Genomic DNA, 18375 nt, shown 5'->3' with positions numbered 1-18375 from the left:
TCTTCACCCCTTCGTGTGCGGCACGCCGAGCCCGGCAGCCAGGTTCTGCAATGCGATCTGGGCCAGCGGCAGCCCGACGTCGACGCTCTCCCCCAACTCCAGAGCCAAGCTCAGATCCTTCTCGCCCAACCCGCGGGTGTGGGTGAACGCGTCATACAGCCAGTGATCGGGGGTCAGGTCCTTCATGTCCTCACGCACGATGATCGCGCCGGGGCCGCCGCTCTGGGCGTCACTGTGGCGCACCACCCTGCCGAGCGCCTGAAGGCTCAGCCCGGACGCCTCGGCCAACTTCATCGCCTCGCACGCCGCAACATAGCCGGTGAACGTCAGCATGTTGCGCGCCAACTTCATCCGGGTTCCAGCACCCGGCTCGCCGGCGTGGATGACCAACGACGCGAACTGTTTGAACGCCGGCTTGATCCGCTCGTACACGTCACGTTCGGCGCCGACCATCACCGCCAGCTCGCCCTTCTCCGCAGCGCCACCACCGCCGGTCACCGGGGCGTCGGCGATGTGGAGCCCTTGGGGCCGCAATTGGTCGGCGAGTTCGACCGCGGTCTGCGGGCTGATCGTCGAGTGGATCGCGATGACGGTGCCGGGCTTGGCGTTGGCCGCCAGCTCGCCGACGACCGTTCTCACCTGCTCGTCGTTGAGCACCGTCACGCTGATGATGTCGGCGGCCGCGACATCGGCGACGCTGTCGGCCAGTGTCGCACCGACCTCCGCGAGCGGTGTCATGGCCTCTGCCCGCACATCGAAAACCACCAGCCCGCCCGGCCACTGGACCAGGCGCTTGGCCATCGGCGCGCCCATGTTGCCGAGGCCGATGTAGCCGAGCTTCAGTTCGTCGGTCACCTGATGATCTGCCCGCCGTCGACGTTGAAGATCTGACCGGTGATCCACTTCGCCTGGTCGGACAGCAGGAACAAGCACATGCCGACCAGATCCTCGGGCTCACCCATGCGCGACAACGGAATCCGCTTCACGATGTCGTCGACCATCTCCTTGGGCGTGGTGGAGCGGTTGGCCTCGGTGTCGATGGGTCCCGGCGCGATCGCGTTGACGCGGATGTTCTGGCCGCCGAGTTCGGTGGCCAATTGCTGCGTCAGGCCGTTGATGCCCACCTTGGCCAGCCCGTAGAAGTTCGAGTACAGCCACGCCGCGGTGGACGACTGGTTGACGATCGCCCCGCCCCCGCGCTTGGCCATCTTCTTGTACACCGCGCGGGTGCACACCAGCGCACCGTCCATGTTCACGCTCATGAACTTCTTGTAGTAGTCCCAGTCGACTGTGATCAGGAAGTCCAGCTTCATGCCGCCGAAGATCGCGGCGTTGTTCACCAGGTAGTCGATGCCACCGAACTCCGAAAGCGTCTGCGCGGCCATCTCCTTGGCAGATTCGGGGTCGGACACGTCGACCCGCACCGCCAGCGCGTTACCGCCCTCGCCCTTGATACCGTCGGCGACTTTCTGCGCACCCTCGGTGTTGATGTCGGCGACGACGACGGCCGCGCCCTCGCGTGCCAGCGCCTCGGCGTAGGCCTGGCCGATCCCGCCGCCCGCACCGGTGACGATCGCGACCTTCTCGTCGAATCTCATGTCTTCCTTTCTGCCGAGTGTTGGGTTGTCGCACGTCATTCGCGCCTACGCGTCGATAAACCCGACACTCGGCGCGTGGTCAAACTGCTGTGGCGATGGCCTTGATCTCCAGGTACTCCTCGAAGCCGGCCAGGCCCATCTCCCGGCCGAGTCCCGACTGCTTGTACCCGCCGAACGGCATGTCCGCGGAGTACCAGACGCCGCCGTTGATGTTGACCGTGCCGACCCGCATCCGCGCCGCCACCCGGTTCGCCCTCTCCTCGTCGGCGGAGAAAACCGTGCCGGACAACCCGTATGGCGAGTCGTTGGCGATGCGCACCGCGTCGTCGTCGCCGTCGTGGGCGATGACCGTGAGCACCGGCCCGAAAATCTCCTCGCGGGCGACCTTGGCGTTGTTGTCCAATCCGGCGATCACGGTGGGCTCGATGAAGAAGCCGGTGTCGCGGTCCTGTGGACGGCCGCCGCCGCACGCGAACTTGCCGCCCTCGTCGATCGCTGAGTCCAGGTAGCCCTGCACCCGGTCGCGCTGGCGGGCGGAAATCACAGGCCCACAGATTGTTCCGGCATCCTGCGGGTCACCCGGCTTCAGCCCGGCCATCGTCGCCGCCGCCGCCTCGACGGCTTCGTCGTAGCGGGCCCTTGGCACCACCAACCGCGTGGTGATCGCACATCCTTGGCCCGCGTGCATGGACGCGGTGAACGCGGACATCGAGCAGGCGCCGGCCAGATCCGCGTCGTCGAGCAGGAGAAACGCAGACTTGCCGCCGAGTTCCAGGAAGACCTTCTTGATCGTCGCCGCGCCGTCGGCCATCACGGCCCGGCCCGTCGCCGTCGACCCGGTGAACGAAACCATGTCGACCCGTGGGTCTTTCGACAGCAGCGCGCCGACGCCGTGGTCGCTGGACGTGACGATGTTGACCACACCCGGCGGTAGGTCGGTGTGCTCGGCGATCAGCTCGCCGACCGCGGCCGCGCACCACGGGGTGTCCGGCGCCGGCTTGAGCACAACGGTGTTGCCCGCCGTCAGCGCAGGACCGATCTTGGCGAGGTTGATCTGATGCGGGAAGTTCCACGGTGTGATAGCACCTACGACGCCGACGGCCTCGCGAACCACCTTGCGGCGAGACGGAATTCCCATCGGCGAGGCGACTCCCAGATCGGTGATCCACTGATACGACTCGGCAGTGTCGGCGCAGAACGTCAGATCCTCCACCGGCCCCTCGAGTTGGGCCGCGGAGGTCAGCATCCGGGGCGCGCCCACCTCGGAAATCGTCAGCTCCCGTAGCTCTTCGATGTTGTCGCGCAGCACCTGCTGCAGTTGGCGCAGGCACCGCACCCGCAACTCGGTGTTGGTCGACCAATCCGTCTCGTCGAACGCGCGGCGGGCCGCCTCGATCGCGCGCCGCATGTCGTCGGCGGTCGCGTCCGCGGCGACGCCGAGCACCTCCTCGGTCGCCGGGTTGACGGTCTGGAAGGTCCCGCCACTGCCGTCGACGAGCTTGCCGTCGATGAGCAACTGACTCTCGCGATTGGCCAGCACTGCCATCTGCGCTCCGTTCCACCGTTGCTGGACAACTGTCCGGATTGATTTGAAAGCAACCTTAGACCCCTGGCCAGGCAAGTGGCAAGCAGACGCGTCAGAGCTGCGCACTTGCGGCCCGCACTCGCGATCGGATAGCTTGGACATGTGTCCAGTGAACCCGTGGTCGCGGTCACAGGGCCGTCGCCCGTGACCGTCGGCGAGACGCCGCGCAACCGTCGCCAAGAGGAGACGTTTCGCAAGGTGCTCGCCGCAGGGGTCGAGATGCTGCGGGAATCGAGCTACGCCGGCCTGACGGTGCGAGCCGTCGCGGCGAAGGCCAAGGTCGCCCCGGCGACCGCCTACACCTACTTCTCGTCGAAGAACCACCTGATCGCCGAGGTCTACCTCGACCTGATGCGCCAGGTGCCGTACTTCACCGATGTCAACGAGAGCAGACTGACCCGCGTCGAGAAGACACTTCGCGCCATGGCGCTGATGGTCGCCGACGAACCTGAGGTCGCAGCCGCCTGCACCACCGCGTTGCTGAGCGGAACCGACGCCACCGTGCGCGCCGTGCGCGACCGTATCGGCGCCGAGATCCACCGCCGCATCCGCTCGGCCATGGGACCCGACGCCGATCCACGTGCGCTGGCCGCCTTGGAGATGACGTTCTTCGGCGCGCTGGTCAACGCCGGCAGCGGCGTGTTCACCTACCACCAGATCGCCGACCGGCTGTCATACGTAGTCGGCCTCATCCTGGGAGACGAGCAGTGACCCCTCAGACCGGAGCCGCCTCCGACGTGATCCTCGACCCCTACGACTACGACTTCCACGAGGACCCGTATCCGTACTACAAGCGGTTGCGCGACGAGGCGCCGCTGTACCGCAACGACGAGCTCGGCTTCTGGGCGCTGTCGAGGCATCAGGACGTGCTGCAGGGTTTCCGCAACAGCACCACGCTGTCGAACAAGTTCGGTGTGTCGCTGGATCCCGCCTCGCGCGGCCCGCACGCGTCGAAAACCATGTCGTTTCTGGCGATGGACGATCCGGCGCATCTGCGGTTGCGCACACTGGTGTCGAAGGGCTTCACGCCACGCCGCATTCGCGAACTGGAACCGCGAGTCACCGAGATCGCGGTCCAGCACCTCGATGTCATGGTGGAAAAGGCCCAGTCGAGCGAAACCGTCGACTACGTCGACGAATTCGCAGGCAAGCTGCCGATGGACGTCATCTCCGAACTGATGGGCGTGCCCGAACCCGACCGCACCCAGGTCCGAGCCTGGGCGGACGGCGTGATGCACCGTGACGAGGGTGTGACCGACGTGCCGCCGGCGGCCGTCGAGGCCTCCATCAACCTGATCATCTACTACCAGGGCATGGTCGCCGAACGCCGCAAAAACCCGTCCGACGACCTCACCACCGCGCTGCTGGAAGCCGAGATCGACGGCGACCGGCTCACCGACGACGAGATCCTCGGCTTCATGTTCCTGATGGTGATCGCCGGTAACGAGACCACCACCAAACTGCTTGCCAACGCGGCGTTCTGGGGCCACAAGAACCCTGACCAGCTCGCGCCCGTGTACGCCGACCTGGACCGCGTGCCGCTATGGGTCGAGGAGACGCTGCGCTACGACACCTCGAGCCAGATCCTGGCGCGCACCGTGGCCGGTGAGCTGACGCTGTATGACACCACCATCCCCGATGGTGATGTGCTGCTGCTGCTGCCGGGTTCGGCGCATCGCGACGAGCGGGTCTTCGACGATCCCGACCGGTTCATCATCGGCCGCGAAATCGGCTCAAAGCTCATGAGTTTCGGCAGCGGCGCACACTTCTGCCTCGGCGCGCACCTCGCGCGCATGGAGGCCAGGGTCGCGCTGACCGAGTTGTTCAAGCGAATCCGCGGATACGAGGTCGACGAGGCCAACGCCGTCCGTGTCCACTCGAGCAATGTCCGCGGGTTCGCTCATCTTCCGATCACTCTCCAAACCGTCTGAAGGCCAACACATGCCACGTTTCGAACCGCTACCCGAACGGCGACCCGTCATCGTCGCCGGCGCCTCGTCAGGAATCGGCGAGGCGACGGCCGTCGAGATGGCCGCGCGTGGCTTCCCCGTCGCGCTCGGCGCGCGCCGAGTCGAGAAGCTCGACGACATCGTCGGCAAGATCAACGCCGACGGCGGCGAGGCGGCCGGGTTCCACCTCGACGTCACCGACCCGAATTCGGTCAAATCCTTCGTCGCCCAGTCCGTCGACGCGCTCGGCGAGATCGAGGTGCTGGTGGCCGGCGCGGGCGACACGTACTTCGGCAAGCTCGCCGAGATCACCACCGATGAGTTCGAATCGCAGTTGCAGATCCACCTCGTCGGCGCCAACCGGCTCGCGGCCGCGGTGCTGCCCGGCATGCTCGAGCGTCAGCGCGGCGATCTGATATTCGTCGGCTCCGATGTGGCGCTGCGGCAACGCCCGCACATGGGCGCCTACGGCGCCGCCAAGGCAGCCCTGGTCGCGATGGTCAACAACTTCCAGATGGAACTGGAGGGAACCGGCGTGCGCGCCTCGATCGTGCACCCCGGCCCCACGAAGACCAGCATGGGCTGGAGCCTGCCCGCCGAGAAAATCGGGCCGGCACTTGAGGACTGGGCCAAATGGGGTCAGGCCCGCCACGACTATTTCCTGCGGGCCTCCGACCTGGCGCGCGCCATCACGTTCGTGGCGGAGACGCCGCGCGGCGGGTTCATCGCGAATATGGAACTGCAGCCCGAAGCCCCCTTGGCGGACGCACCGGTGGAACGTCAGCAGCTCAAGCTGAACGAGGAGAACCTGAACTCATGACTGAATCCAATGCGACGACGACGGCCGTCGTCCCCCGGGTTTCCGGCGGCGAGGAGGAGCACGGCCACCTCGAGGAGTTCCGCACCGACCCGATCGGTCTGATGAAGCGCGTCCGCGAGGAATGCGGTGATGTCGGCTGGTTCCAACTGGTCGACAAGCACGTCATCCTGCTCTCCGGCGCGGAGGCCAACGAATTCTTCTTCCGTTCGGCCGATGAGGATCTCGACCAGGCCGAGGCCTATCCGTTCATGACGCCGATCTTCGGCAAGGGTGTGGTGTTCGATGCAAGCCCGGAGCGGCGCAAGGAGATGCTGCACAACTCGGCGTTGCGCGGCGAGCACATGAAGGGCCATGCGGCCACCATCGAGGGCGAAGTCAAGAAGATGATCGCCGACTGGGGCGATGAAGGCGAGATCGAACTGCTCGACTTCTTCGCCGAGCTGACGATCTACACCTCGACCGCATGTCTGATCGGGTTGAAGTTCCGCAACCAGCTCGACCATCGGTTCGCCGAGTACTACCACGACCTCGAGCGCGGCACCGACCCGCTGTGCTACGTCGATCCGTACCTACCGATCGAGAGCTTCAAACGCCGCGACGAAGCCCGCGTGAAACTCGTTGCGCTGGTGCAGGAAATCATGAACCAGCGGCTGGCCAACCCGCCGAAGGACAAATCCGACCGCGACATGCTCGACGTGTTGGTGTCGATCAAGGACGAGGAGGGCAACCCGCGGTTCTCCGCCGACGAGGTGACCGGAATGTTCATCTCGCTCATGTTCGCCGGGCACCACACCAGCTCGGGCACGTCGGCGTGGACGTTGATCGAGTTGATCCGGCACCCCGAGGTGTACGCCGAGGTGCAGGACGAACTCGACGAGCTCTACGCCGACGGCCAGGAGGTGAGTTTCCATGCGCTGCGTCAGATTCCGAAGCTGGACAACGTCGTCAAGGAGACGCTGCGGCTGCATCCACCGCTGATCATCCTGATGCGCGTGGCACAGGGCGAGTTCGAGGTGGCCGGCTTTCCGATCCACAAGGGCGACTTCGTCGCGGCCTCACCGGCCATCAGCAACCGGATTCCAGAGGACTTCCCCGACCCCGACGCCTTCAACCCGGACCGTTACAACAAGCCCGAGCAGGCCGACGTCGTCAACCGGTGGACGTGGATCCCGTTCGGCGCGGGCAGACACCGCTGCGTCGGCGCCGCGTTCGCCCAGATGCAGATCAAGGCGATATTCTCGGTCCTGTTGCGCGAGTACGAATTCGAGATGGCCCAGCCGGCCGACTCCTACCGCAATGACCACTCCAAGATGGTGGTCCAGCTGCAACGGCCGGCCAAGGCTCGTTACCGCCGGCGCGTCAAGTAGGTCGCCATGGGTTGCTTTCGGATCGAAGTGGATCTGGACCTGTGCCAGGGCCACGCGATGTGCGAACTCGAGGCGCCCGACTACTTCACGGTGCCCAAACGCGGCAAGGTCGAAATTCTCGATCCCGAACCGCCGGAAGACGCCCGCGATGAAGTCCAGAACGCGGTCGACATGTGCCCCACCCAAGCTCTGTCCATCAAGGAACTAGGAGAGTAGACAATGCCATCACTGCCTCGCGAGGACCTCGACAAGTGGGTCGAAGAATGGCTGGAGGCCAACCGGGACGCCGAGCGCAAGGGCGACTGGAAGCCGTTGGCCGAGTTCTACACCGACGACGCCACCTACGGCTGGAACATCGGCCCCAAGGAAGACGTCATGTGTGTCGGCAAGGACGAGATACGCGATGTCGCACTGGGTTTGGAGATGGAGGGTCTGGAGAACTGGGTCTACGAGTACCAGAAGGTGCTAATCGACGACAAACAGGGCGAAATCGTCGGCTTCTGGAAGCAAATCGTCAACAAATCCGATGGCTCGCAGGACGAGATCTACGGCATCGGTGGTAGTTGGTTCCGACTCGATGCCAACCTCAAGATCGAGTGGCAGCGCGACTTCTTCGACTTCGGCCACGTGGCCAAGGGATACGCGAAGCTGATCGAGTCCGGCGACCTGTCACCGGGAATGCAAAAGCGCATCGAGCGCTCGCTGGCGGGTGAGAAACTGCCCGGCTACTACCCGCTCGGTCAGGCCCCCGCACCCATCTGGTGACCGGCCAAGCAGTTGATTGGGGGTGACTGTGACGTATCTAACTACTCCCTCTAGTCTGTGGTCACCGGCTCTAACGGAAGGCACGTGCGAATGAAGACAAAAGGCGCTCTCATCTGGGAGTTCAATCAACCGTGGTCGATCGAGGAGATCGAGATCGGCGACCCCGTCAAAGACGAGGTCAAGGTTCAGATGGAAGCGTCGGGGATGTGCCACTCCGACCACCATCTGGTGACCGGCGGCATTCCGATGGCCGGATTCCCCGTGCTCGGTGGCCACGAGGGCGCGGGCATCGTGACCGAGGTCGGGCCGGGCGTCGAGGACATCAAACCCGGCGACCACGTGGTGATGTCGTTCATCCCGTCGTGCGGCAGCTGTCCGTCGTGTCAGGCCGGCCTGCGCAACCTGTGCGACCTCGGCGCCGGACTGCTCGGGGGCACCGCGGTCTCCGATGGCACCCATCGCATCCACGCAAATGGGAAGCCCGTCTTCCCGATGACGTTGCTGGGCACCTTCAGCCCTTACATGGTCGTGCACAAGAGCTCGGTGGTGAAGATCGACGAGTCGATCCCGTTCGAGGTCGCCTGCCTGGTCGGCTGCGGTATCACCACCGGCTACGGTTCGGCGGTGCGCAGCGGCGACGTCCGCCCCGGCGAGGACGTGGCGATCGTCGGCGTCGGCGGTGTCGGCATGGGAGCGCTGCAGGGCGCCGTCGCGGCGGGTGCCCGCCGCATCTTCGCCATCGACCCGGTGGAGTGGAAGCGCGATCAGGCGCTGAAATTCGGTGCCACACATGCCTATCCGGACTGGGAGTCGGCCATGGCAGGCATCGGCGAGGTCACCTGGGGCTTGATGGCCCACAAGGTGATCGTCACCGTGGGCGAGTTGCACGGCAAGGACGTCGACAACTACCTCAACCTCACCGCCAAGGGCGGCACCTGCGTGGTAACCGCGATCGGGAGCCTGCTCGACACCGAGGTCAACCTGAACCTGGCCATGCTCACCTTGATGCAGAAACGACTGCAGGGCACCATCTTCGGCGGCGGTAACCCGCACTTCGACATCCCCCAGCTGCTGTCGATGTACAAGGCCGGCAAGCTGAACCTCGACGACATGGTCACCCGGCAGTACAAGCTGGAGCAGATCAACGACGGCTACAAGGACATGCTCGAGGGCCGCAACATCCGCGGGGTCATCCGTTACACCGACGAGGACCGCTAGACTGCGATGTCCGGCAAGAACACCGAAACCGCCGAGAAGACACCGGCTTTGGCCGCGTCGCACAACTCGTGGAAGTGCGTGCACGCCCACGACAAGCAGGGCTGGCTGGCCTTGATGGCCGACGACGTCGTGATCGAGGATCCGATCGGCCAGTCCTTCACCAACCCCGACGGCAACGGCGTGCGCGGGAAGGAGGCGGTGTCCGGGTTCTACGACGCCAACATCGCCTCCAACGACCTGAAGATCACGTGCGAGGAGACGTTTCCCTCCAGCTCACCGCACGAGGTGGCTCATATCCTGGTGCTGCGCAGCAAGTTCGACAACGGCATGACCAGTACCGTGCGCGGCGTGTTCACCTACAAGACCGACGACTCGGGATTGCTGACCAACCTGCGCGGCTACTGGAACATGGACATGATGGAGTTCGGCCAGGCGGGCAATCAGTCATCAGATGCCAAGTAGCCCCTCGCTGAGCGGGCGTGGCGCCGTCGTCGTCGGCGGTTCGCGGGGCGTCGGGTTGGCCGTGGCAGAACTGCTCGCTGCGTGTGGCGCGGGTGTCGTCGTCAACGGTCGCGACGCTGACGCGGTAACCCAAGCAACGCAACGGATCCCGAACGCGTGCGGGCTGCCCGGCTCGCCCGCGGATCCGGCCGTTGCGGACACCCTGATCGACTTGTGCGTGCAGGAGTTCGGTCAGATCGACATGCTGATCAACTGCGCGGGCACCGCCGAGCCCCACGGGTCGTCGATCCTCAACGTCACTTCTGCGCAGTTTCGCGAGCTGATCGACGCGCACCTCGGCACGGTGTTCGAGACCTGCCGGGCAGCTGCCCCGAAGATGGTGGCGCAAGGCGGCGGCGCGATCGTGAACACCAGTTCGTTCGCCTTCCTCGGTGACTACGGCGGCACCGGCTACCCGGCGGGCAAGGGTGCGGTCAACGGCCTGACGCTGGCGATCGCGGCCGAGTTGAAGGAGCACGGGGTGCGCGCGAACGTGGTGTGCCCTGGCGCCAAGACACGACTGTCCACCGGACCGGACTACGAAGCTCAGATCGCCGACCTGCATCGGCGTGGCTTGCTCGACGAGGTCAGCGCGCAGGGCGCCCTCGATGCCCCGCCGCCGGAGTATGTTGCGCCGACCTACGTGTACCTGGCTAGTGACTCGGCCAAGGACGTGACGGGGCAGATCTTCGTCGCCGCGGGCGGGTTCGTCGGGCGCTTCGACAGGCCGAGACCGGCGATCCTCGCCTACCGCGACCACCACGATTCGCCGCCGTGGTCGATTGCTGATCTTCACGAATCTGTGCAGAAGGACGACGGTCTGCGCTGATCGTGATGCTCCTATTGATGTCAAGCGGCTTGGAGCCAGTTTCTGTAGTTTTCGGCGAAGGTGTCGTCGCGTTGTAGGCCGCGTTCGATGCAGCTACGAACGCTGCACCACCCGCGCCCGATGAACAGGACGCGGGCGGCACACGAAACGCGCTTCTCAGTGGCAGGCCGGGTCCCCACCGTTGACTGCGGGATCGCTTGCTGTATGACCCGTGGAGCAAGCAGGTGTGAACTCCTTCGTGGACAACCCTGCAGGAAGATGCTCAAAATTGGTCTGGTTAGGCGTACCCGAAACATCGGGGATGGTGTAGTTTCCGTAAATCGAATTAGCGGCAGCCGCACCGGCTTCCGGAGCGTTGCCCGGCATTTTTGCGAGGTTCCTGAAGAACTCTCCGGGAGCAAACGGCCCAGACCCGTTCGGGTTCACATTCGGTAAGCCGGGGTTGGCTGCTGTTATAGAATCGGCCCAAGCTCCGGCCTTCTGGGGGATGCCCCCTTGGCCTATCCCGTTCCCGCTACTGCTGGAGGCGGTCCCGTTCCCGCCACTACTGGAGGCGGTCCCGTTCCCGCTACTACTGGAGTCGGCTGGGTCCGCCCACGCCGCCCCGGCCAGTGGAATAGACACGGCTGCCGCTGCAGCGGCGGCGATGCATAGTTTGTAAAACACTGTGTCCCTCCTCGTGACAGCGAGCCAGACAGCTCGCGTTGTTACAACGGGAATCATCGGTCGCGCGCTATGCGACGAATGCAGTAGCGCACTACTGCATTACGGGCCGACCTGGTGCTGTGCGCGACGCAGTAGTGCCGCTCGAAACCGACGCAATTGCAGTGGCGTTAACCTGACCCCGGTTGGTTGATCCATGGCGTGTGAGAGTCTTGCGGCCCCCCGATGTGGGCAGCAAGACTCGTCAACCTGTCTAGGTCTATCTATGAAAAAACTGACATGAGGCTCAAGGCACACATGCGCGGCAGGCGTCGAATTCTCCTCGCCGGCGGCTCGTCCTCGCACGGTACGCGCGCTGCCGACACGCCGGTGAGCAGTAGGTGGCGTCGCTGCGCCGCATGACGAACGACGTGCCGCAGTCGGCGCAGGCGGTCCACCAGACAGTCGCCATCGCTCAAATCTGAAGCGCGCGTTCGGATAGCGCATTGTTCGCGTCGAATGTCATAGTGGGCGCATCCAGCTGCCATCGCACCGTCGCCGGTCGAGAGGACCTCGTTCGCCGAGAGGGCGTCGTTCGCCGAGAGGGCGTCGTTCGCCGAGAGGGCGTCAAAGACACCAACCGGCCGGATGGCAACCGACGCTGCTAGTCAGTGATCGGCACCTGCGTGCGCACGCCGAGGCGGTCAAGGCCGGTCGGCCCTACGGTGCGGTGGAGACCCGTGCGCAGGTGACGGCGGCGGCCATTTGGGCAGCGCCGGAGCGTGGGCGACCCCCGCGAACCGCGCCACCTAGTCGCGTTCAGCGGTATCCCGGTATCGGAGTCGAGTAGTCGCTACCACCACCTCATGAAAACGTTTGGTAGGTGGCACGATCAGCAACACGCCGATGGAACCGTCATCTGGACCGCCCCGGCGGGCAGAACCTACCTCACCCACCCCGGTAGCCGCTTGTTCTACCGCGGCTGGGACATCACCACCGCCACCCTGCCGCCGGTACAACAACCCCGCACACAGCAGTGACAAGGGCGTCATGATGCCGCGCCGACGACGCACCCGCGCCCAGGACCGGCTGCAACGAATCGAACACGAACGCGCCCTCAACACCCTCGACCGAAGCCAACGCGCGACACCGGTCGCCGCCGAACCCAGCCGACCACCACCAGACGACCCATGGAACATCGACCACGATGTGGGCACCGACGACCTCGACGCCGATCCTCCACCCTTCTGACGAACTCATCGGCCGTACGACCGCGGGCACTCAACGGGCACGGCATCGCTCACTATGCTCGACCCATGGCGAGCGTCTTCACCAAGATCATCAACGGAGAGTTACCCGGCCGCTTTGTCTACGAAGACGACGACATCGTCGCTTTCCTGACGATCGCGCCGATCACCCAGGGCCACACGCTCGTGGTGCCCCGTGCCGAGATCGACCACTGGCAGGACGTCGACTCCACGGTCTTAGGCCGAGTCATGGAGGTTTCGCAGCTGATCGGCAAGGCTGTGGTCAAGGCGTTCCCCGCCGAGCGCGCCGGAGTCATCATCGCCGGCATGGAGGTGCCGCACCTGCACGTCCATGTCTTCCCCACCAACAACCTGGCCGACTTCGGTTTCGCGAACGCCGATCAGAACCCGTCGCCGCAATCTCTCGACGAGGCTCAGGCCAAGATCAAAGCGGCGTTGGCTCAGCTGCCCTGAGAAGCCACGCCGGTCTTGCGCTGTCCATAGACTGAGGCGATGAACTACGGCAAAGCCCTCACGGACCTGGCCATTGCGCCCGTCAAGGTAGGGCTGGCCGTCGCCGACGCCGGGCTCTCCATGGCTAATGGCGCGTTGGGGCTGGCTCAGAAGACGATCGGCGAGGCAAACACGGCGACCAGGAACGGTTCGGCTTCATTCGCGCACATGCTGGGTCTCGACGAGGCGGTGGAGCGGGCGAACCGGCTGGCCAGGCTGATGGATGACGATGCCCCGCTGGGACGGGCGCTGGCACCGAACGGCCCACTGGACCGGCTGCTGCGGCCGGGCGGGCTGGTCGATCAGCTGACCACTGAGGGCGGCCTGCTGGACCGGCTGACGGCCGAGAACGGCGCGGTGGCCCGAGCTGTGGCACCGGGTGGGCTGGTGGATCAGGTGATGGCCGAGGGCGGGCTGGTGGACCGGATGACCACCGATGACGGCGCATTGTCGCGGGTGATCGCGCCCGGGGGCCTGGCCGACCAGCTGCTGGCCAACGATGGACTGGTCGAGCGGGTGCTGCGCGAGGACGGCGTGGCCGACCGCCTGCTCGCCGAGGATGGCCTGCTGGACACACTGACCGATCCGGACGGACCGCTGCTCAAGCTTGCTGACGTCGCCGACACCCTGAACCGGCTGGCGCCGGGCCTCGAGGCGCTGGCGCCGACGATCGACGCGCTGCACGACGCCGTCGTCACGCTGAGCCAGGTGGTGAACCCGCTGAGCAACATCGCCGACCGGATCCCGTTGCCGGGCCGACGGCCACGCGCCCGTACGTCGTCACGAACTGTGACGTCACAGCGCGTCATCGACGTCGAGGAGTGACGTCAGGCGTCGGCTTCGATCGTTTCGACCGCGGCTGCGACGCTTTCCGGGCTCGGAGGCTGATTCTCCGGCTGCCACCGCTGAAGAAGGAGTACCGCGGCGCCGCGCAGGATCCGCACGTAGTCGTCGACGTCGGCCTTGTTGTACGACTCGATACGGGCGGCGATGTCGGGCGCCAGCGGCTTGATGGCAGTCGCGACGCTGAGGCCCAGGCCGCCTCCGGTGCTCGCGCTCTCGTCGAGGAGCGTGAGTAGTCGCTCCACCTGCGGCCGGGTCAACCCCGGATAGACGTGCGGGAAGTCGCTCAGGAGATCGTCCTTGACACTCACGGGCAGCGGGTTCCCCGAACGAGCGACCGGATAAACTCGGGGCCCGCAGGCCTCCTTAGCTCAGTGGTAGAGCACCCGCCTTGTAAGCGGGAGCGCGTCGGTTCGATCCCGACAGGGGGCTCAGATCTGGTCGACTCCAATACCGGCTGGGTTGTCGGTAGGGGTACGTAGCGTCCTGCACGTGAGACAGTGTCGCGGTTGTGGTTCTCCACTCTCCAAGCGCAGTCAGAAGATGTACTGCAGTAATGCCTGTCAGGCATCGGCCCGGCGCGACACGAGTACGAAACGATGGCTTGAATCCGGTGAGGCATCGATCGGTGGCCGCCGCAAACACTACGTTCGGCAATACCTCGCCGATGCCCAATCAAATTGCTGCGCAATCTGCGGCGGCGCGAGCGTCTGGGCCGGCTTACCGCTCGCGTTCGTCTTGGACCACATCGATGGTGACCCTACGAACAACCGACGCGAGAACCTCCGACTGGTATGTCCGAACTGCGACTCGCAGCTCCCGACGTACAAGAGTCGGAACAGGGGCAACGGCCGCACTTACCGCCGGCAGCGATACGCCAACGGTCAATCGTATTAGCGCACGCCCTCATCGTGATCGAAGGCATTCATTTGCGGACCCAACTGTGGCGAGGTTCGATCTCAGGCCTCGTCAGCGCGGCGGCCGTGGCCACTACGTCATCGTCCCGTTGCCAGCAAGTCAGGTTTCGTCGGCGACGTCGTGGCGATCCTGATGGCCGCCCGGCGCCTCGGGATCGTCGTTGCGGTGGTCCAGATCGTCCTGCAGGGCACGCTGTTCCTCGGTGACCTTGGTCGCGTCCTTCGGCGTGGGAGGCGGGTCGTTCGGCGTTGACATGCGAGCAGGGTCGCCCGTTCCGTCTCCGCCGAAAACCATGTGACCAGAAGTACATTGCTAGGCCACTAACTATTAGTACACCATGGATGTGTGACCACGTCGCTTCCGCCCAAGGTCGATCCCCTCGCGCTTGAACAGCAGGTGTGTTTCGCGCTCGCGGTCACCCACCGGGCGGTGCTGGCGGTCTACCGTCCGCTGCTCGAGCCACTCGGGCTCACCCATCCTCAATATCTGGTGATGTTGGCGTTGTGGGACCACCACAAGTCCGGCGGTACCGGCGACGCCCCGACGAAGCCGTTGTCGGTCAAGGACATCGCCCGCTCGTTGCAGCTGGACTCGGCGACACTGTCGCCGATGCTCAAACGACTCGAGTCGCTCGGTCTGATCACCCGATCACGCAGCGTTGAAGACGAGCGCGCCACCGATGTGCGACTCACCGAAGAGGGTGTGCGGCTCCGGCGACGCGCGCTGAAGATCCCGCCTGCGGTGGTCGAGCGCCTGGGCGTCGACCTCGACGAGCTCGAACACCTTCGCGACGTGCTGACCCGCGTGAACACCGCCGCCCTCGCTGCGGGCGCGCTAGCCGACTGACCACCCGAGGAGTAACTATGGCTGCAGCTCGTCCCGGCATCGTCCAATACCTGGCCTACTCGTATGGACGCCGCCTCCCCGACTCCATGCGCGAGTGGGTGGCGCGCGACCTGGCGGGGCCGGGCGCCCTGCGCCGCCACATGATCCGGATGGCGATACCTCCGCTGCTTGTCCTGGCTCCGTTCTGGTTGCTTCCCGCGTCGCTGTACGTGCATCTGGAAATGACTGTGCCTATCTACATCTGGGCGATCTTGATGGCATTGGCGCTCAACAAGATCTGGCGTCGGCATCGCCTCGCGCAGCACGGATTGGACCCGAACCTCGTCGACGAGATCAAGCGCCGCAAGGACGCGCGGATGCACGAGGACTACGCCCGCCGCTTCGGCCCCCGACCGGAAGAGGCGCGCTGGCAGCAGAACAGCAGCCCGTTCTAACCGGCGCGGACCTCGTTGAGAGCGGCCACGAGGTTACGCAGCGACGCAATCACCTCGTCCGTCTTGCGGGTCTTGAGGCCGCAGTCCGGGTTGACCCAAAGACGTTCGGCAGGAACGGACTTCAAGGCTTCGCGCAACGCTGTCGCCATCTCCTCGACGCCCGGGATGCGCGGTGAATGGATGTCGTAGACCCCAGGTCCGACGCTGTTGGAGAACCCGGCCGCGTTGAGATCGGCCAGCACCTCCATGTGCGATCGCGCCGCCTCGATCGACGTCACGTCAGCGTCGAGGTCCGCGATCGCGCCGATGACCTCACCGAACTCCGAGTAGCACAAGTGGGTGTGAATCTGCGTCGAATCCGCCACACCCGAGGTCGCCAACCGGAACGCGTCGACCGCCCAGCGCAGATAGTCGTCTTTGTCCTTGGCGCGCAACGGCAACAGTTCCCGCAAGGCGGGTTCGTCGACCTGGATGATCGCGATACCCGCCGCCTCCAGGTCGACCGTCTCGTCCCGGATCGCCAGCGCGACCTGGGCCGCCGTCTCGGCCAGCGGCTGGTCGTCGCGCACGAACGACCAGGCAAGGATGGTGACCGGACCGGTGAGCATGCCCTTCACGGGCTTCTCGGTCAGTGACTGCGCATAGGCGATCCAATCCACCGTCATCGGCTTGGGCCGCGCCACATCGCCGTACAGAATCGGCGGGCGTACGCAGCGGCTGCCGTAGGACTGCACCCAGCCGTTCTGCGTCGCGAAGAACCCGTCGAGTTGTTCGGCGAAGTACTGCACCATGTCGTTGCGCTCGGGTTCACCGTGGACGAGCACGTCGAGACCGAGTTCCTCCTGCAGCCTGATGACATCGGCGATCTCGGCCTTCATCCGGCGCTCGTACTCCGCGAAGTCGATGGTGCCGGCGCGCAGGTCCGCGCGTGCCACCCGGATGGCCGACGTCTGCGGATAGGAGCCGATAGTCGTGGTCGGAAGCAGCGGCAGCTTCAACCTGGCCTGCTGCGCGGCGCGACGCTCTTCCGCGGGCCCGCGCTGGGCCCTGGACGCGACGATCGACGAGATCCGCGACCGGACATGGCCGTTGTTCAACCGCGGATCCACTCCACGCGCCTCTACGGCCATGTTCGACGCGGCCACCTCACCGGAGATCGCGTCGCGTCCCTCCCTCAAGCCTCGGGCGAGCGTCACCACTTCGGCAACCTTCTCGGATCCGAATGCCAGCCAACTGCGCAGCGCGGCATCGGTATCCGGCTCGGCGTCGAGGGAGTACGGCACGTGCAGCGTCGAGCACGATGTCGACACCGCGACGTGGCCCGCAGAGCCCAGCAGCATGGCCAGTGTCCCGAGGGCGGCCTCGAGGTCCGTGCGCCAGACGTTGCGCCCGTCGACGACACCGGCGACAAGCAACTTGTCCGCGAGTTCGGGCACCGCGGCGACCGATGACGCACTGCCGGCGACCAGGTCTACGCCGATGGCCTCCACCGGCGTGCGCGCCAGCGCGGGCAGCGCGTCGGTGAGCTCGCCGAAGTACGTGGCCACGAAGATCGCCGGACGCTTTTCCCGCCGCCCGAGGAACTGATATGCCTCCTCGGCGAGTTCGCCTGCGTTATCGACGATGTCGGTGACGAGAACCGGCTCGTCGAGCTGCACCCACTCCACGTCCCGTTCGGCGAGCAGCTGCAACAACTCGCCGTACACGACGAGGAGTTCGGGGAGCCGCTCGATCGGCGCACCTGCGCCGTCGACCGCCTTGCTCAAGGCAAGGAAAGTGATCGGCCCGATGATCACTGGACGCGCCGGAACCCCCTGCGCGCGGGCCTCTTCGAGTTCGGCCAGAAGTTTGGCGGGGTTCGGCGCGAAACCGGTCTGCGGGCCCAGTTCGGGTACGAGGTAGTGGTAGTTGGTGTCGAACCACTTGGTCATCTCCAATGGCGCGATGGCATCGTTGCCGCGCGCGGCCGCGAAATAGCGGTCCACTTCGTCGGGCACCTCGGCGACCCGTGGCGGCAGCGCACCGACCATCACGGCGGTGTCGAGCACGTGGTCGTAGTACGAAAAGGTGTTCACCGGAACGGAGTCCAAGCCGGCGGCGGTGAGCGCCTGCCACGTATCGCGGCGCAAGCCCGCGGCGATGGACTCCAGTTCGGCGCGGCCGACACGCCCAGCCCAGTATTTCTCGACGACCCGTTTGAGTTCCCGGTTCGGCCCGATGCGCGGCGAACCGAGGATGGTGGCGGTGAATGGTCTTGCAGTCATGACGACGTCCTCATCGGTGCGGCGGACGGCCATCGC

Annotated in this window: 22 protein-coding genes and 1 tRNA gene; 17 read left to right on the top strand and 6 right to left on the bottom strand. The window is 65.5% G+C overall.

What is annotated here, in order from left to right; translation table 11 throughout:
- Nucleotides 1-3: 3 nt before the first annotated feature.
- From AU188_RS02295 to AU188_RS02285, 3 genes are all read right to left on the bottom strand, one after another.
- Nucleotides 4-855 carry an NAD(P)-dependent oxidoreductase gene (locus AU188_RS02295; protein ID WP_082686436.1) on the bottom strand — a complete coding sequence of 284 codons (852 nt, stop codon included), beginning with the start codon at nucleotides 853-855 and terminating at the stop codon, nucleotides 4-6.
- Complete coding sequence (locus tag AU188_RS02290) at nucleotides 852-1598, bottom strand: SDR family oxidoreductase (protein WP_156426539.1); 747 nt, start codon at nucleotides 1596-1598, stop codon at nucleotides 852-854. Before AU188_RS02290 ends, AU188_RS02295 begins: the two co-directional genes overlap by 4 nt.
- A 79-nt stretch (nucleotides 1599-1677) precedes the next feature.
- Complete coding sequence (locus AU188_RS02285; protein ID WP_059162055.1) at nucleotides 1678-3144, bottom strand: aldehyde dehydrogenase; 1467 nt, start codon at nucleotides 3142-3144, stop codon at nucleotides 1678-1680.
- A gap of 156 nt (nucleotides 3145-3300) precedes the next feature.
- Between AU188_RS02285 and AU188_RS02280 the strand changes: the two genes are divergently transcribed.
- The 13 genes from AU188_RS02280 (at nucleotide 3301) to AU188_RS02225 (ending at nucleotide 13859) form a co-directional block, all read left to right on the top strand.
- Nucleotides 3301-3894: a TetR/AcrR family transcriptional regulator gene (locus tag AU188_RS02280; RefSeq protein ID WP_502687577.1), complete on the top strand. Its 594-nt coding sequence runs from the start codon at nucleotides 3301-3303 to the stop codon at nucleotides 3892-3894.
- Nucleotides 3891-5114, top strand: a complete 1224-nt coding sequence (locus AU188_RS02275; protein ID WP_059162053.1) for a cytochrome P450 — start codon at nucleotides 3891-3893, stop codon at nucleotides 5112-5114. The genes AU188_RS02280 and AU188_RS02275 overlap by 4 nt, the downstream gene beginning before the upstream one ends.
- 10 nt (nucleotides 5115-5124) lie before the next feature.
- Nucleotides 5125-5952 (top strand): SDR family oxidoreductase, encoded by an 828-nt coding sequence (locus tag AU188_RS02270; protein WP_059162052.1) that lies wholly within the window; start codon nucleotides 5125-5127, stop codon nucleotides 5950-5952.
- Complete coding sequence (cyp51, locus tag AU188_RS02265) at nucleotides 5949-7319, top strand: lanosterol 14-alpha demethylase (protein WP_059162051.1); 1371 nt, start codon at nucleotides 5949-5951, stop codon at nucleotides 7317-7319. The genes AU188_RS02270 and cyp51 overlap by 4 nt, the downstream gene beginning before the upstream one ends.
- A 6-nt stretch (nucleotides 7320-7325) precedes the next feature.
- On the top strand, nucleotides 7326-7535 hold the full coding sequence (gene fdx / locus AU188_RS02260; RefSeq protein ID WP_059098365.1) for a ferredoxin Fdx: 210 nt from the start codon (nucleotides 7326-7328) through the stop codon (nucleotides 7533-7535).
- A gap of 3 nt (nucleotides 7536-7538) precedes the next feature.
- Nucleotides 7539-8084 (top strand): nuclear transport factor 2-like protein, encoded by a 546-nt coding sequence (locus AU188_RS02255; protein WP_059162050.1) that lies wholly within the window; start codon nucleotides 7539-7541, stop codon nucleotides 8082-8084.
- A 90-nt stretch (nucleotides 8085-8174) separates the two neighbouring features.
- Complete coding sequence (locus AU188_RS02250) at nucleotides 8175-9302, top strand: NDMA-dependent alcohol dehydrogenase (RefSeq protein ID WP_059162049.1); 1128 nt, start codon at nucleotides 8175-8177, stop codon at nucleotides 9300-9302.
- A 6-nt stretch (nucleotides 9303-9308) separates the two neighbouring features.
- Nucleotides 9309-9764, top strand: coding sequence for a nuclear transport factor 2 family protein (locus AU188_RS02245; RefSeq protein WP_059162048.1), 456 nt, complete (start codon nucleotides 9309-9311; stop codon nucleotides 9762-9764).
- Nucleotides 9754-10632 (top strand): SDR family NAD(P)-dependent oxidoreductase, encoded by an 879-nt coding sequence (locus tag AU188_RS02240; RefSeq protein WP_059162047.1) that lies wholly within the window; start codon nucleotides 9754-9756, stop codon nucleotides 10630-10632. Before AU188_RS02245 ends, AU188_RS02240 begins: the two co-directional genes overlap by 11 nt.
- Nucleotides 10633-12140: 1508 nt before the next feature.
- The gene (locus tag AU188_RS25185) at nucleotides 12141-12314 is read left to right on the top strand and encodes a hypothetical protein (RefSeq protein ID WP_156426538.1); all 174 of its coding nucleotides are present in this window, start codon (nucleotides 12141-12143) and stop codon (nucleotides 12312-12314) included.
- A gap of 13 nt (nucleotides 12315-12327) precedes the next feature.
- Complete coding sequence (locus tag AU188_RS02235; protein ID WP_156426537.1) at nucleotides 12328-12525, top strand: hypothetical protein; 198 nt, start codon at nucleotides 12328-12330, stop codon at nucleotides 12523-12525.
- 65 nt (nucleotides 12526-12590) lie between these two features.
- Nucleotides 12591-12995 (top strand): HIT family protein, encoded by a 405-nt coding sequence (locus AU188_RS02230; protein ID WP_059162045.1) that lies wholly within the window; start codon nucleotides 12591-12593, stop codon nucleotides 12993-12995.
- Between the two features lie 39 nt (nucleotides 12996-13034).
- On the top strand, nucleotides 13035-13859 hold the full coding sequence (locus AU188_RS02225) for a hypothetical protein (RefSeq protein ID WP_059098371.1): 825 nt from the start codon (nucleotides 13035-13037) through the stop codon (nucleotides 13857-13859).
- A gap of 2 nt (nucleotides 13860-13861) precedes the next feature.
- On the opposite strand, the gene AU188_RS02220 is transcribed toward AU188_RS02225, so the two are convergent.
- Complete coding sequence (locus AU188_RS02220; RefSeq protein WP_059162044.1) at nucleotides 13862-14188, bottom strand: hypothetical protein; 327 nt, start codon at nucleotides 14186-14188, stop codon at nucleotides 13862-13864.
- Between the two features lie 49 nt (nucleotides 14189-14237).
- On the opposite strand from AU188_RS02220, the gene AU188_RS02215 reads away from it, so the two are divergent.
- Together AU188_RS02215 and AU188_RS24800 are read left to right on the top strand one after the other, a co-directional pair.
- Nucleotides 14238-14309: transfer RNA gene (locus AU188_RS02215), tRNA-Thr, on the top strand.
- A gap of 111 nt (nucleotides 14310-14420) precedes the next feature.
- A complete protein-coding gene (locus tag AU188_RS24800; RefSeq protein WP_172799360.1) occupies nucleotides 14421-14774 on the top strand; it encodes an HNH endonuclease in 354 nt (117 codons plus the stop codon).
- A gap of 120 nt (nucleotides 14775-14894) precedes the next feature.
- On the opposite strand, the gene AU188_RS25460 is transcribed toward AU188_RS24800, so the two are convergent.
- Nucleotides 14895-15050, bottom strand: a complete 156-nt coding sequence (locus AU188_RS25460; protein ID WP_172799359.1) for a hypothetical protein — start codon at nucleotides 15048-15050, stop codon at nucleotides 14895-14897.
- Nucleotides 15051-15140: 90 nt separating this feature from the next.
- Here AU188_RS25460 and AU188_RS02210 point away from each other — a divergent pair, with 90 nt between their 5' ends.
- A complete protein-coding gene (locus tag AU188_RS02210; protein WP_059162043.1) occupies nucleotides 15141-15641 on the top strand; it encodes a MarR family winged helix-turn-helix transcriptional regulator in 501 nt (166 codons plus the stop codon).
- A gap of 17 nt (nucleotides 15642-15658) precedes the next feature.
- Complete coding sequence (locus AU188_RS02205; RefSeq protein ID WP_059162042.1) at nucleotides 15659-16075, top strand: DUF5313 domain-containing protein; 417 nt, start codon at nucleotides 15659-15661, stop codon at nucleotides 16073-16075.
- Here the strand turns inward: AU188_RS02205 and metE are convergent.
- Nucleotides 16072-18339: a 5-methyltetrahydropteroyltriglutamate--homocysteine S-methyltransferase gene (gene metE / locus AU188_RS02200; protein WP_059162279.1), complete on the bottom strand. Its 2268-nt coding sequence runs from the start codon at nucleotides 18337-18339 to the stop codon at nucleotides 16072-16074. The genes AU188_RS02205 and metE overlap by 4 nt on opposite strands.
- Between the last annotated feature and the right edge of the window lie 36 nt (nucleotides 18340-18375).

It is taken from the genome of Mycobacterium sp. IS-3022, from assembly GCF_001500065.1.
GTDB lineage: Bacteria > Actinomycetota > Actinomycetes > Mycobacteriales > Mycobacteriaceae > Mycobacterium.
This window is presented reverse-complemented; position numbering and strand designations above follow the sequence as displayed.

Bases quoted from the DNA above. Each gene is read 5' to 3' on its own strand.
- AU188_RS02285 (WP_059162055.1), bottom strand. From the start codon at position 3,144: ATGGCAGTGCTGGCCAATCGCGAGAGTCAGTTGCTCATCGACGGCAAG.
- AU188_RS02225 (WP_059098371.1), top strand. From the start codon at position 13,035: ATGAACTACGGCAAAGCCCTCACGGACCTGGCCATTGCGCCCGTCAAG.
- AU188_RS24800 (WP_172799360.1), top strand. From the start codon at position 14,421: ATGTACTGCAGTAATGCCTGTCAGGCATCGGCCCGGCGCGACACGAGT.
- AU188_RS02205 (WP_059162042.1), top strand. From the start codon at position 15,659: ATGGCTGCAGCTCGTCCCGGCATCGTCCAATACCTGGCCTACTCGTAT.
- AU188_RS02240 (WP_059162047.1), top strand. From the start codon at position 9,754: ATGCCAAGTAGCCCCTCGCTGAGCGGGCGTGGCGCCGTCGTCGTCGGC.
- metE (WP_059162279.1), bottom strand. From the start codon at position 18,339: ATGACTGCAAGACCATTCACCGCCACCATCCTCGGTTCGCCGCGCATC.
- fdx (WP_059098365.1), top strand. From the start codon at position 7,326: ATGGGTTGCTTTCGGATCGAAGTGGATCTGGACCTGTGCCAGGGCCAC.
- AU188_RS02290 (WP_156426539.1), bottom strand. From the start codon at position 1,598: ATGAGATTCGACGAGAAGGTCGCGATCGTCACCGGTGCGGGCGGCGGG.
- AU188_RS02270 (WP_059162052.1), top strand. From the start codon at position 5,125: ATGCCACGTTTCGAACCGCTACCCGAACGGCGACCCGTCATCGTCGCC.
- cyp51 (WP_059162051.1), top strand. From the start codon at position 5,949: ATGACTGAATCCAATGCGACGACGACGGCCGTCGTCCCCCGGGTTTCC.
- AU188_RS02230 (WP_059162045.1), top strand. From the start codon at position 12,591: ATGGCGAGCGTCTTCACCAAGATCATCAACGGAGAGTTACCCGGCCGC.
- AU188_RS02255 (WP_059162050.1), top strand. From the start codon at position 7,539: ATGCCATCACTGCCTCGCGAGGACCTCGACAAGTGGGTCGAAGAATGG.
- AU188_RS02235 (WP_156426537.1), top strand. From the start codon at position 12,328: ATGCCGCGCCGACGACGCACCCGCGCCCAGGACCGGCTGCAACGAATC.
- AU188_RS25185 (WP_156426538.1), top strand. From the start codon at position 12,141: ATGAAAACGTTTGGTAGGTGGCACGATCAGCAACACGCCGATGGAACC.
- AU188_RS02245 (WP_059162048.1), top strand. From the start codon at position 9,309: ATGTCCGGCAAGAACACCGAAACCGCCGAGAAGACACCGGCTTTGGCC.
- AU188_RS02250 (WP_059162049.1), top strand. From the start codon at position 8,175: ATGAAGACAAAAGGCGCTCTCATCTGGGAGTTCAATCAACCGTGGTCG.
- AU188_RS25460 (WP_172799359.1), bottom strand. From the start codon at position 15,050: ATGTCAACGCCGAACGACCCGCCTCCCACGCCGAAGGACGCGACCAAG.